Annotated in this window: 13 protein-coding genes; 7 read left to right on the forward strand and 6 right to left on the reverse strand. The window is 58.2% G+C overall.

What is annotated here, in order from left to right:
• Nucleotides 1-17 precede the first annotated feature (17 nt).
• Nucleotides 18-704, reverse strand: a complete 687-nt coding sequence (locus tag CVS27_RS15380) for a response regulator transcription factor (protein WP_103466725.1) — start codon at nucleotides 702-704, stop codon at nucleotides 18-20.
• A 210-nt stretch (nucleotides 705-914) separates the two neighbouring features.
• Between CVS27_RS15380 and CVS27_RS15385 the strand changes: the two genes are divergently transcribed.
• The 7 genes from CVS27_RS15385 (at nucleotide 915) to CVS27_RS15415 (ending at nucleotide 8,820) form a co-directional block, all read left to right on the forward strand.
• Complete coding sequence (locus CVS27_RS15385) at nucleotides 915-1,598, forward strand: phosphatase PAP2 family protein (protein ID WP_243400218.1); 684 nt, start codon at nucleotides 915-917, stop codon at nucleotides 1,596-1,598.
• Between the two features lie 65 nt (nucleotides 1,599-1,663).
• Nucleotides 1,664-4,327, forward strand: coding sequence for a bifunctional lysylphosphatidylglycerol flippase/synthetase MprF (locus CVS27_RS15390; protein ID WP_103466726.1), 2,664 nt, complete (start codon nucleotides 1,664-1,666; stop codon nucleotides 4,325-4,327).
• Between the two features lie 190 nt (nucleotides 4,328-4,517).
• The gene (locus tag CVS27_RS15395) at nucleotides 4,518-6,014 is read left to right on the forward strand and encodes an SGNH/GDSL hydrolase family protein (protein WP_103466727.1); all 1,497 of its coding nucleotides are present in this window, start codon (nucleotides 4,518-4,520) and stop codon (nucleotides 6,012-6,014) included.
• Between the two features lie 870 nt (nucleotides 6,015-6,884).
• Entirely contained in the window at nucleotides 6,885-7,652 is a 768-nt protein-coding gene (locus CVS27_RS15400; RefSeq protein WP_279325125.1) for a DUF3560 domain-containing protein, read from the forward strand.
• 38 nt (nucleotides 7,653-7,690) lie between these two features.
• On the forward strand, nucleotides 7,691-7,990 hold the full coding sequence (locus tag CVS27_RS15405; RefSeq protein ID WP_103466729.1) for a hypothetical protein: 300 nt from the start codon (nucleotides 7,691-7,693) through the stop codon (nucleotides 7,988-7,990).
• Nucleotides 7,991-8,098: 108 nt separating this feature from the next.
• A complete protein-coding gene (locus CVS27_RS15410; RefSeq protein WP_103466730.1) occupies nucleotides 8,099-8,344 on the forward strand; it encodes a hypothetical protein in 246 nt (81 codons plus the stop codon).
• A gap of 32 nt (nucleotides 8,345-8,376) precedes the next feature.
• Nucleotides 8,377-8,820, forward strand: a complete 444-nt coding sequence (locus CVS27_RS15415) for a hypothetical protein (protein ID WP_103466731.1) — start codon at nucleotides 8,377-8,379, stop codon at nucleotides 8,818-8,820.
• On the opposite strand, the gene CVS27_RS15420 is transcribed toward CVS27_RS15415, so the two are convergent.
• The 5 genes from CVS27_RS15420 to CVS27_RS15440 form a co-directional block, all read right to left on the reverse strand.
• Nucleotides 8,817-9,560, reverse strand: coding sequence for a hypothetical protein (locus CVS27_RS15420; protein ID WP_133162948.1), 744 nt, complete (start codon nucleotides 9,558-9,560; stop codon nucleotides 8,817-8,819). The two genes, CVS27_RS15415 and CVS27_RS15420, sit on opposite strands and share 4 nt — an antisense overlap.
• 90 nt (nucleotides 9,561-9,650) lie before the next feature.
• A complete protein-coding gene (locus CVS27_RS15425) occupies nucleotides 9,651-10,004 on the reverse strand; it encodes a hypothetical protein (RefSeq protein WP_103466733.1) in 354 nt (117 codons plus the stop codon).
• Nucleotides 10,001-10,822, reverse strand: a complete 822-nt coding sequence (locus tag CVS27_RS15430; RefSeq protein ID WP_103466734.1) for a hypothetical protein — start codon at nucleotides 10,820-10,822, stop codon at nucleotides 10,001-10,003. Before CVS27_RS15430 ends, CVS27_RS15425 begins: the two co-directional genes overlap by 4 nt.
• Before the next feature lie 49 nt (nucleotides 10,823-10,871).
• The gene (locus CVS27_RS15435; RefSeq protein ID WP_103466735.1) at nucleotides 10,872-12,494 is read right to left on the reverse strand and encodes a hypothetical protein; all 1,623 of its coding nucleotides are present in this window, start codon (nucleotides 12,492-12,494) and stop codon (nucleotides 10,872-10,874) included.
• Between the two features lie 129 nt (nucleotides 12,495-12,623).
• On the reverse strand, nucleotides 12,624-12,893 hold the full coding sequence (locus CVS27_RS15440; protein WP_103466736.1) for a glutaredoxin family protein: 270 nt from the start codon (nucleotides 12,891-12,893) through the stop codon (nucleotides 12,624-12,626).
• Nucleotides 12,894-12,902: the final 9 nt, after the last annotated feature.

Genomic DNA, 12,902 nt, shown 5'->3' on the forward strand with positions numbered 1-12,902 from the left:
AAGCTGTCGCATCAGTCTTATGAAGTGCCGTCGCGGTCTGCGCTGAGTATGTATCCCATGCCGCGGACTGTTGTCAGGGTGGTGAGATTGAAGGGGACATCGATCTTGCGCCGCAAATAGCCTATGTAAACCTCCACCACGTTGTCTCCGCCGTCGAATGCGGGATCCCAAACGTTGTCGAGGATTTCGGCCTTGGACACCACCTGGTCATGGCGGCGCATCAAGAACTGCAACATCCCGTATTCGCGCGCCGTCAAAGAAACAGCTGTGTTCCCACGATGGACGCTGCGGTTCAGCGGGTCCAGCCGCAGTGTCCCCAACGTCATGACCACGGGCCGTTCCGGGGCTCCACGCCTGATCAAAGCCCGTATCCTGGCAACCAAGACCAAGAAGCTGAACGGTTTGGTCAGGTAGTCATCGGCCCCCAGGTCGAAGGCGTCGGTTTGGTCATATTCGCCATCTTTGGCCGTGAGCATCATGACGGGCGTCCAGATCTTGCGCCCACGCAGCTCCTTGAGCACGTCGTAGCCGTTTTTGAGGGGAAGCATCAAATCCAGAACGATCACGTCATAGGGATTCTCGGTTGCCGCCCACAGTCCGCTGACCCCATCATGGACCACTTCCACGATGAAGCCCTCGTTCGCCAAGCCTCGGCGAACCGTCTCGGCCAACAGCGTCTCGTCTTCCACCAATAGGATCCGCATTTGTGTCCTTTCCGCGTACAAGCAGTATGACCGAGAGTTCCTGAGAAGTGACTGAGAGCATGGTTCCTCAGTCGCTTCTCAGGAACACCCTGCCATGCTGTCACCATAAGTCCGCGCAAAGTCAGGAAAACTATGATGATCGTTTCGCATCAGCATCGATCCGCCGCACCGTATCCATGGGGGTACTTTCGCTCTTGGTGGTGGCTTCTCGTGGGTGCACTCGGCTTCGCAATAACCGCTGCCGCCGGGTTGGCCATCAAGGGCTCAGGACCCAAAATAGCCGAACTTGGTGTGGACACGGCCATGGCACACGATCGCAACCCTGCCCTGACTGCACTGTCACTAGCCATCCACTATGGTCTGGGACCTGCCGGTGCCGTCATCATCGTGCTCCTGAGTTGTCTGATCCTGACGGTGGCCCGCCGTAACCTGGCCAGCACCCTCACGTTCGCCTCAGTGGTCAGCATAGGCTGGCTCTCCTCGGAACTGGGCAAACGCATCGTAGAGCGGATCCGGCCTCCCGCCGACACCGTACAGGCGCTGATCCCTGAACACGGCATGGACAGCTTCCCCTCCGGACACACAGCCTTCGCCGTGGCCCTGGTCTGGGCGTTCGTCCTCGTCGTAGCCCGCACTCCCCGAGCCAAAGCGGTGACAACAATTGTCGGGACCGTGTTAGTGGCCGTCGTCGCCTTCACCCGGGTATATCTGGGAGTGCACTACCCCAGCGATGTCATTGCCTCGGTCTTCATTGCCAGCGCCGCGATTCTGGCCTGGCTGCCGGTCTGGGACAACCTCATCGCCCACCGGTTGGGAAATCACACCCGCGCGCCCGATTCGCTCCCGGGTCGGCCGAATCCAGCCGAGAGGCACACGGCAAAGGATCGCCGATGATGCCTAACTACTCCAGGCGGCACATGCTTCAGGACAAGAACACAAGGACAAGTTGAGGGACGGCAGTGAAAGTATTGGAGCAGTCCCAGGACAGGCTCCGGAAACGGGAATCCGGGCTTCGGCCCGCGTGGTTGCAGGCGTGGATTCACGCCCCGGTGACGACGATTTTCCTGGTGCTCTTGTGGGTTCCGGGGCTGCTGACAGGCACGATTCTGACCGGACTGCACGGGACGCTGCGTTCTGCGGCAGTTGTCACCGCATCATCCCTACCTGGGCAATGGTGGGTGGTCGCCACCGGCGCGTTCTGGGAGCGTGGACTGAGCGGATATCTGATCGGGACCGTCCTGTTGCTCATAGTGGGTATTCCGGCAGAGCGTCGGTTGGGTAGCATCCGCTTTGCCGTTGCCGGCCTCACCGCCCAGGCGACCGGAATTGTTGCCGTGATCGGTATTGTCCATGTGGGACGGACTTTGATGGGCAGTTGGTCTGTGGAACTCTTGTCCCATTCTTACCTTGGACCGTCGGCATTGGTGTGCGGTGCTGCCTTGGCCGCGACTGCGACTTTGGGCACGCTGTGGCGGCGCCGGATTCGGCTCGTGGTCTTCGCACTGTTGATTCTGCTGGCCCTCTACAGTGGTTCTTTCCCGGACCTGATCAGACTCGCTGCCGCCACCGCCGGGGCCTTCCTGGGACCCCTGTTATTTGGTCGAGCCCCTCGAATTGGTGTCCCGGTCACCTCCCGTCGGGAAGCCAGGGTCCTGGTCGCCCTCATCGTGGCTGCCTCCGCAATTGGGCCAGTTCTAGCTGGTCTGCTGCCCCACGCCGTCGGCCCCTTGGCCGTGCTCCGATATCTTTTCACCAACATCCAAGCTGTTGATCCACAAACCCTGCAAGCACTGTGTACCGACCCCACCCAAGCCGGGGACTGCGCTGCAGCCCAGATGCAGCTGCGCGCCGGTGCCGGCGGCATTTTCATGTCAATCTTGCCTTCGGTGTTACTGCTTGTGGCCGCTGACGGGCTGCGCCGTGGCCGGCGCTTCGCCTGGTACGCAGCCCTGATAATCCAAAGTGCCCTAGCAATACTCGCGGGCAGCTACATTGCTGCAGTACTGATGCCTGCCGGGCCAAACAATTCCCCGAACGAAGGCTTGGGCGCCATTGATGTCACCACCTTCGGGCACCCATTGAGCCTCATCCTTCCCCTTCTGTTGCCGATACTACTGCTGGTTCTGCTTCTGGCGACTCGGGGACTGTTTCACGTCAGCGCACCACCGAAAACCTATCGCCATCTCACCCAAGCGGTGCTTGCCACCGCAGCAATCCTCTCCACTATTTACGTGACGGTGGGTCTGCTCCTGGCACCGGGCTTCACACCCGTTCCGGGTCTCCCGGCGCTGCTGGCCGACCTGCCGGACCGGTTTCTCCCGTTGGGCTACGCGCTGGATCTTTCCCCGGCGTTCTTCCCCCACAGTGGTGCCGCCGTCGTCCTCTATGAAGGCATCGGCATCATCTTTTGGACCATCACCGCAGTTCTGATCCTGAGATCCTTTTTGCGGCCAGCCCACAACATCCATGGCGCCGATTCGGACCGTGCCCGAAACCTCCTCAAGGCTACCCAGAGCTCATCACTGTCGTGGATGACACTGTGGAACGGGAACAGCTACTGGTTCTCCAGCTCCGGCAACAGCTTCATCGCCTACCGGGTCCTCTCGGGCATCGCACTGACCCTGGGGCCACCCGTGGGACCATCTGCGGAACTACGCACCACGATCGATGAGTTCACTCACCACGCGGCGGACAAAGGCTGGACCCCCTGCTTCTACTCCGTGCCCACGGACACCAAGGAGGCCACCACTGACCTCGGATGGGGATCGGTACAGGTAGCCCAAGAAACCATCCTGGACCTGCCGGGCCTCTCCTTCACTGGCAAGAAGTTCCAAGACATTCGCACGGCACTAAACAAGGCCGCCAAGGAAGGCATCCACACCCACTGGGTGTCCTACCCTGACGTGCCCTTGGCCATTGCAGACCAAATCCACGCTATCTCCGAAGAATGGGTCGCCGATCAAAAGATGCCGGAAATGGGCTTCACCCTCGGTGGCATTGAGGAGATCAACGACCCCGAAGTACGCTGTCTGATGGCCATCGACGACCAGCACACCGTCCACGCCATCACTTCCTGGCTGCCCGTCTACCGAGATGGAGCCGTCATCGGCTGGACCTTGGACTTCATGCGCCGCCGCAACACCGGCTTCCGTGCCAGCATCGAATTCCTCATCGCCTCAGCCGCACTGACCTTCAAAGACGAAGGCTACGAATTCATCAGCCTTTCAGGTGCACCCCTGGCCCGCATCGAGTTCCATAGCGTAGAGGGCGCATCAAGTATCCCTGACCAGCGACTGGCCGGACTGGACCGCCTACTCGAACGGCTAGGTACCCTCCTTGAACCTGTCTACGGATTCACGTCTCTGTTGCTGTTCAAATCAAAATTCCGGCCACGCTATGAGCCCCTCTACATGGTCTACCCCGACGCCGCTGCGCTGCCCAGCATCGCAAACGCCATCGGCCGCGCCTACCTGCCCAACGTTTCCCTCCTTCAAAGCCTCAGCCTTGCCGGGAAGATCATCCGCCGCCCCACCAAAGGAAAAAGCAAAGGAACCAGCACCCAGCCCAGCCCCCGCTCATATCCTGCCAACCCCATTAAGCGCTTGCAAGAGTCTGAGCGATGAAACCCCTCAATGGCACAACGGTGATTGCCCGGACGGAGAGCCGGTGGTCCGTTCACGATCAATTCATAGAAGACCGGGGTAAACCTCGCTACTGCCCAGAACCTTACTCATCGTCGCTGGCTCCTTCGTCCGGACCATCAACCAGTTGGCTAGTCCAAGGCAAGGCGAGTGGTTCACTGAGGCTGCGGCCATGAAACGCGGGAAGAAAAACTGGAGTCCCGTTGCCGCGACGCTGGCCAAGGCTATGAGAACCTACACAACCATCATTGTCTTGATGCTGGCACTGAGCAGTGCTAACGCTGACGCCCTCCTCCGGCACCTGACCGTGGAGAGACAAATAACGGCCCTCTACAACTCCGACCTCGCCCATCCGGTGTTGGCACGCACCACATCCGCCACGGCATGCGTTGATACGGCAGACACTTTCAGCTGCCACCAGTCATTTTCCGGAGGTGACATCTACTGGACGCAAAAGACCGGTGCAACCTACGTGACGAACGGGCCTCTGCGCACTCACTGGTTATCCACCGGCGGCCCCACAGGCCCGTTCGGACCCCCTTCAGGAAACCCCACGCCCTTGCCAGGTAAGGGAAGCACTCAGAACTTCACCACGGGCTCACTTGTCTACTCTCCCTCGACAGGAACCCACGAGACATTGGGAGCCATCCGCACCACGTGGGTGAACTCCGGCTCAGAGGGCGGACCTCTTGGATTTCCGATAAGCGACGAATCCACCATCGGCCAAGGTCAAGCCCAAAACTTCCAAAACGGCACCATCTACTGGTCACCTTCGACAGGCGCTCACATAACCATCAATGGCGAGATTGAAAGCAGATATGTTGCTTTAGGGGGACCATCGGGGCAGCTGGGCTTCCCGGTAGGAGAGAAGATCGCCGCAGGTACCGGTTGGGCACAGCGCTTCGCCACCGGCTACCTAGTCACGGGCCCTACCGCCGGTGCAAAAATCGTCAACTTGGAGACTTTCCACGGCTGGGGCGCGAATCGGGAACGCTTGGGCTGGCCAGTCAAGGATTCCTGGGCCGATGGCCGAGGTGTTCATACGGCGTTTCAAAGAATCGAAACGATCTGGGACCCCCAGACAAAAGCACTCTACTCCGCCACCACAGTCAATAAAGCTACCGCGATCATCATCGGTGACTCCCAACTAGCGGGGGACTCCTGGACTGAGCAAGGAGCCCGTGCCGCAGGGTTCCCCAAGAAAGTCGAGTTGGGCTTTGGCGGCTGGGGATACACCCGCACCACCCCATCCACTGGGGGAACACCAGATGACGTGCTCAGCTCCCTGCGCATACTCCTACCCCAAGGGAACCCCGGAGCCATTTTCATTACCCTGGGTGGCAATGACGCAACCGCCAATGCCAGCGACCATGACATCATCACCCACGCCACCAAAACATGGGCCGAACTGCATCGCCTCTACCCGAAGACCCCAATAATCGTCAACGGCGTCATGTCCACGAACGCTCCCGGCCACACGAACAGGCGACACGTCGACCAGCTGATCATCCAGGCCGCCAAATCACAAGGCTATATCCCAGTCAGTGTCGCTGGCATGGCCACTACCGCCAGCAACAACTACAAAGATAACGTCCACCTCAACCAAACAGGACACAACCTCGTAGCCATCACGTACACCGCAGCCCTACTCAAAGCCATCGGAAAGTAGTCTGTCAGCTCCGCCCGTGCACGGGCGAACCACTCTTAGCAGCTACGAGTGAAGAGATTCATAAATGAAGCTACAAAAGGAGCACCGAACGCCGCGTTGTATCTACCGCGATAATGCCTACTCGTCGGGCTACTACGTATCGTCCACACATGTTCCACATTCTGCCCCGTTATGTCCTATCTGGTACCCCTCCTCCTTCGCTGTGCAGCGCTCTTGGGCATGGGCTCATTCTGTCGTGGCACTTGAGGGCAGATAGTTCTGCCTACGATCGTGGCATGAAGCTAGTGGGAGTAGTCGAGAAGGACGCTGAAATCAGTGAGGTGTCGGCCAACGCTGACACCTACCCTAAAGCAAAGATAATGGTAGAAGCATTGGTACCGGAGGGATGGAGATTGGTCTCACTGAGGCGTGAAACTTCCTGAATTCAGTCGGCCTTTTCTTCCCACCAGCTGGTGGGGAGAAAAGGCCCAAAATCAATGAGACAGCCGCCCGTGTGGTGGTATAGCATTGAGAAACAAGGCACCCGGTATGGCTAGTGTTGATCTGACAATCTCACTCTCCTCCTACCGGGTGCCTTTCTTCATGCCCAAAAACAGGTGGCCAAAACGGGCTCGGTTATACCTCTGGGCGGCTCCCACCAATGGGGTTGACAGTCAGCCCATCGAACACTAAATTAGTTGTTGTCAGATCAACATATTTAGTTAGGTGAGTTTCATGATTTCCATAAGTCATTCCGCAGAACACGGAACCCTCATTGACGGCACCTCAAAAGGCGACGGTAGCCCTGAAATCCTGAAAGCAAACGGGTTTCGCTGGTCAAGGAACCTAGGATCCTGGTACCTGCCCCGTTCACGTGATCAGAGGCCGAAGATGGCCGTCATCGACCGCACGCGCGAGCATCTCAGAAACTCTGGCCACCCTGTTGAGAGGGCTCTCGACACAACACTCCGCCCGGAGGCTGAAGTGGAAGCGGATCGATCCATCAGGGATACCGCCCGGGCAGCGCGCCGCGAGGTAAAGGCGGCTCGATTGAATACCCTCGCCACTGCCCAGCAGGCCAAGGCCACCGACTATGACCGCCAGCTGCCGCCCATGGGACAGCCCATTTTGGTGGGTCATCATTCCGAGGCGAGGCATCGCAAAACCCTGGACCGTGCCCGCACTTGGACGCTTCGCACCATGGAGACCGAGCGGGCAGCCAAGGAAATGGCCGATTCCGCAATTGTTGCCGCCACAGCAACCACCCACCGCCACAATCCCGTAACGGTCGGAAATCGCATCAAGACGATGCAGACTGAGCTGCGCGCCCTGAACTCCCAGCTTGTAGCCACCACGACCATCTACAAGGACAAGGGCTGGGCTGCCAGCCGCGCGACCGACCTGACTGAGCAGATCGCAGCTCATGAAGACAAGCTTGCCTACTGGACAGGCATCCGCGCCGAGCAGATCAACGCCGGCCAGGTTGTGGACTACTCCAAGGACAACATTTCCAAAGGGGATCTGATCCACTACCTCGGGGACTGGTACCCCGTAGTGCGGGTGAACGCAAAGTCTGTCTCTATCCGCCAGCGGCCCGACCGCACCTGGACGCAGACGGTGGAGTATCACAAGCTGACCGGACACAAACCCCAGGCCTAACCCCAATTGGCGCCACGTCGCGAGAAAGGAGGAATCCCGTGAAGTACACAGTGACCTGGTCAGAGCACGCTACTTACAAGACAGAAGTCACCGTCACCAACGCGGATATTGCCGCCTGGGCCAACGAAACGGGCATCCTCCGCAGTCTCGAGCACGCGCAGGATCCGTCGCACAAGATCTCCGCGGACGACATCACCAAAATGCAGGGGGCAACCCCCGCCTTTCACAGAGCAATCATTGCGCTCTACACCAACAAAACCACGCTCCTGAGGCCCTCAGACTCTTCCATCGTCACCGCCACCGGCCAACGCATCAGTGAGATCACAAGCGGCCGCTGAGCCCCACGGTCCAACCTCAATCTGGCGCCCCAACCCCATTGACGATGGGTCTCGCAGGAGTTATATTAGTTGTTGTCGGATCAACACATTTATATATTGGAGAGCACCATGACAACCTTGTTGCGCCGAAGAATTGCCATCCTCATTGCCATCACATCGACTGTCCTGGCCTACGCCATCGGTTTCTCCACGCCGGTTCTCAACGGAGTCACCCTCTTGGCTCTCATGGTGCTTGCTGCCGGCACTTACGCCGCACATCGGATCCAGCGCTCCATGCCAGCAAAAGAAGCTCACGTAGAACTAACCGGATCATCTGCAGCCATTGAGTCCTCGCACCATCGACAAGCCGCCTGACCGCCGTCAGCATTCATTGAAGGAGGCAGATCGTGCCAACCACCATCCCCAACAACAGCCCACAGCAACTACTTGAAGAGATCCACAAGGAGTTTCTAGGGGTCCTCGCCAAGGAGAGCACCCTTCGCGCCGAGAGAAATGAAGCTGTCCGTGCCGTTGTGGCTCAGGGCGCGTCAGTGACGCACCTGGCCAGGGCTGGCGGGATCTCCCGCGAGCTGCTTCATAGAATTCTGCGAGCAGCGCCCTCTGCGCAACCCGGAGCTCGTGGCGTCGCTGGTGACGGCGATGACGTAACGGCCCTAGCCTCTATTCAGAAATCCTTGGACGCTGCTGTTTCCAAGCGGGCCGCCTTGGAGAAGCAAAGGGCCCTGGCTATCCGTAGGGCCGTCGATGGCACGGGTGTTACCCGGACCGAGATTGCCCGCTGGGCAGGGGTTAGTTCGGAGACTGTTCGCAAGGTGTGCTTGGGGCCCTAAACCGATGAGCTGACGGTCTCATCATCTGAGGATGGCCTGTTGCTGACGAATTCCAGCAGGGCATGGCCTATGTAAGTTGTTTGTCGCAAGGTCGTCGCGTGTAGTTCAAACCCTAATCCGTAGTTTCCGATAACCAAGCCATAGCTATAGAGATCCTTCAGGACTGCTGCTGCCAGTGGCTCCCACTCAACGAGGTCTTTATAGATGACTTGTGTAAAGATCCACGTCAGGGTGTCCTCCTTCAACTGGTCTCCGTGGATCCGATGGAATTCATGGGGATTGTCAAAGAATTGAAGTGCCAGGAGGTGTTCTGATTCGCATCGACTGAGCACTTTCATAAGGAAACGGTCAACCACTTCTTCATTGCCCGACCAAGATCCCGAATTGCTAACCGCGTAGGCGACTGCGGTTCGCATCTCGGCTCTGTTGGTCTCAGCAACGATACGGATCCCCTGGGCTACCGCTGCGTGGAAGCGGCCGTCTTTAAAGATCTCTTCCCAGACAATGGTCCTATTCGCCTTGAGCTCCATGATGGCCTCGGCCACCTCCCTAAACCATTTCTCCTGGCGGGCTTGTTCTGAAGCTGCAAATACTCCTGAAAAGACTGCCGCCACAGATCCACCGACAAAGGGGATGGCAGAGAAAGCCGCCGTGGCAAAGATGTGCGCAATCGTCTCCCCTCGGTCCTGCTTGGGCATGGTGTCCAAAAGCGTGAGGTCAACTGGTTCTTCGGGGTTCACGGTGTTCAAAAGGATCCATCTTCCTACAGGGGAGGTCAGCGCGAGAGGCAGACTCGATTCCGGTTCGGGCAGCCTCGGGTTCCGCGAATGCTAGCCGACTTTCTTATTGGGGGATCCTTTGGGTCGCCCTGGGCTGCGGGTTGTTGTGCGCATTTTTTGGTAGGTGCGAATTTTTTGGGCTGACCATAGCCGGCCGTTTGTTTCCGGGTTGGGAAAATCTGGATCACGGAGCGCGTATTCACTCACGGATCGAGGGCCTACACCCAAGATCTTGGCTACGCCATCGCGGTTGATCAAGTCATTTACTGATCCTGCCGGCGCCCAGGGCTCCTCTTGGATGAAGGCATCGACGAGTCGCTTTACCGCGCTCTCATTCACTGCCTCGCCTAGTTCGCGGGCAACCACGAATTCAAGGCTTTCTCGGATCGATTGTGCTGCACTCACAGGAGGTCTCTTTTCGGGTTAAAGGCTGGGCGTTTCTTACCAGTCCGCAGGACACGGTTCTTTGCTACGTCCTCTTTGCCTTCGTTGGATTTTTTATAAGGGTCCGCTTCACGGGCAAGCCCTGGTGCGTCGTAGAGCTTCATCGTGACCCCGGTAATCGGGACAGCGTCAACGTCAAGGTTTAAATAGCGTTCCTTGGCTTGATCAACCAGCCAACTCAACGCGTTACCGCCGTGCTTGCGAGTGTTGTACAGAACGTCAGAAGCAAAGTAACCGCTCTTAGAACCGACCTCCATAACGCGGCCATCAGCGAAAGTCAGACTGAACTGAACCCGCTTATCGTGGCTTCTTTGCGCTTTGGCGGCACCACGAATTTTGGACATGAGGTCCTCAACTGCCGCAATGCGCCCCTTTGCCCCTTTGGTCTTGGGGAAGCGTACTTCGTGCTGTCTGGCGCCCTCTCCAAAGTAAGTGGTCGCTGATTCAAACTTGCCGCGTTTTGGCTGGGGAACATAGCGGCCCTGAGTGTCCTTGGGGATCACCGTTTTTGTCTCTGCCCCTGCTTTGGCACGCACAGGAACAATGTGCCCATCCTTGGCACGGCGACGGGCCGGCCGGGTGGATGCATGTCCATCCCTGGCGAGTTCGGTGAGCGTGTCAAGGTAGGCGGCACCACTGGTTTTTCCGTGCAGGATCTTCCACACCATCTTGGGGTCACGCTGAAGCTCATTCGCGATTTCAGCGTTGCTCATCCCCTTGCCCTTCAGCTCAGTGACAAGCTCAAGGGCTGTGGGTTTAGCTCCAGGTGATTGGCTCATGCCTATGGTTTTCTCTCTGGTGATCTCAGTGGTTCAACGACGGTCGTATCTAGGGTCTCTGAGCAGCTTGTGCGGCGAAGAGCCCGTAAGCTTCCTGTGGCCCGTTCCTATCTGCCCTCTTCTTCAGCAGATCTCGCGCCTCAAGAGTGGCCGGTGTCTGGAACTTCCCACTGGCGTAGCCCTGCAACCGCAGACGACCCACCTTGCCATCATCAGCACCACCCAAATCATCAGGAAGCGACCACTGCGGAACATGCGTGGTGTAGACAGCGTCACCATTGATACCGATGATCGAATTCCCAGGCAGCGTCAAAACACCCGTCCTCACTCCCCCAGCACCCGGACCATCCAACACACGGGCCCGGCCACGGCCCCACACCTGCGCCGCAAGTTCCGGCCGGTAGAACGGCCGGTTCCGCTGACTCAACGGCTGCGGGATCTTATAAATAAAAGCCTCCCCGCGACGCTGCACACTACTCATGTACTGGGTGGGAACCTCAGCAGCTGACCAGACAACCTCTGTCCTTGACCGACCACGCGAGGCAAAAGCACCAATGCTCTGAATGACAATGGAACGCAACGCAGAAGCCACAGCAGCCCGCACATCGTAATCCACATTCTCCACAGCCAGTGTGCGCTCGCGGGCACGGATCAAACGTTGAGCAAAGGTATCCAGGGGACGGGCTTTCATGAAAGCAACAGACTCCACCGGATCGACCATCCAGCCTGCCCTTTGTGCCATAAACACTTCAGAGGCATCCGCCCAGGTCTCCCCAACTGCACCAGGCCGATTGGGGTAATACCAACCATCAGAGACGTTGCGATGGCGGACGCCAAACAACCCCACATGGTTCCAATTCTCCGGAACCCGGAACTTCACGTAGATCCTGGCACGCAGGTAAGGATCCTGACGCATCAACTCCATAGTGTCTTCACGGTTCAGCCGCCGCCCAGGACCCACACCAAGTTCCCTACACAGCGCCGCATACATAAAACGCCCATCAATGGAGGCGAAATCGGTGATGAACTTCTGCTCCTCAGGATTGATCAGAGGGAGGCAATCCTCATGCGTGGAGAAATTCGGACCCAAAACGTTGTGCTCAAGGTGGTGCTGGCCCGAGGTTCGATGGATCTCCTCACCAATGTCCTCAGTGACAAAATCAGGATCAAGATCCTTAGGCAAGGAAAGCGCCCACAAATTAGTGCCAGTGGCAGCGGGCGAAAGGAACAACGTCGCACCAGGAACGACAGAACTAACCATGGCCGCCGTAGCATCCCACGCCTCCCGAGCCTGGGCCGGATTCAGATCGATGTCACCAAACCACTCCGCAGCAGTACGGACTTCAACCTTCTGATCCGTACTCTCACGCACAAAACGGCCCGTGGCCGGAGCCAGAAACCAGTGGCCATCGGCCCGCCAGCCAGGTGTCTTCACCAGCAGCCAATGACGACGCTCAGGCCCCATATCAGCCGCAGGAACCTTACCCGTCAGCATGATCCGCTCAGCCCCATACGAAGCAGCCGTATCCAGCAAATCACCTAGGTTCGGCTTCTGCCGACGCTCACCCACTTTGGGCTTCACGCGCTCGCCGGTTCCGGTGTATCCGTAGCCTGTGGTGTAGTCGACCCAGATGGTAGGGACGGTGCGTGGGGACCAGGGGTGGGGCCGCATTCGCTTCCTCCTTGAGCTCGATGCCGGGGCAATCGTCCCGTACATTTTTATGTTGATCTGACAACTACTAATTCTATGGGTATTTGGGGTTGTCAGTCCACTACCGTGCTGTTTTGGGTCGGCGTGTTCTTAGGCTGGCTGGAGGCTGAGAAGGTGCTTGTCGATCTTGTCTGGGCGGTAGCCGCTCCAGTGATCGTTGCCGAAGAAGACGACTGGTGCTTGGGCATAGTTCAAATCTTGCAACCGCTTCAGCGCTTCGGCGTCTTTGGTTACATCGAGCACCACAAAGTCTCGGCCTTCGACGAGGCCTTTGGACTCGAAGTGGCGCAGGGTTGCGTTGCATTGCACGCATCCAGGCTTGGACATCAGGGTGAAGATGGTGCTGGTTGTTTCTGGCATTTCTTGGCT

This window comes from Arthrobacter glacialis (assembly GCF_002909445.1).
GTDB lineage: Bacteria > Actinomycetota > Actinomycetes > Actinomycetales > Micrococcaceae > Specibacter > Specibacter glacialis.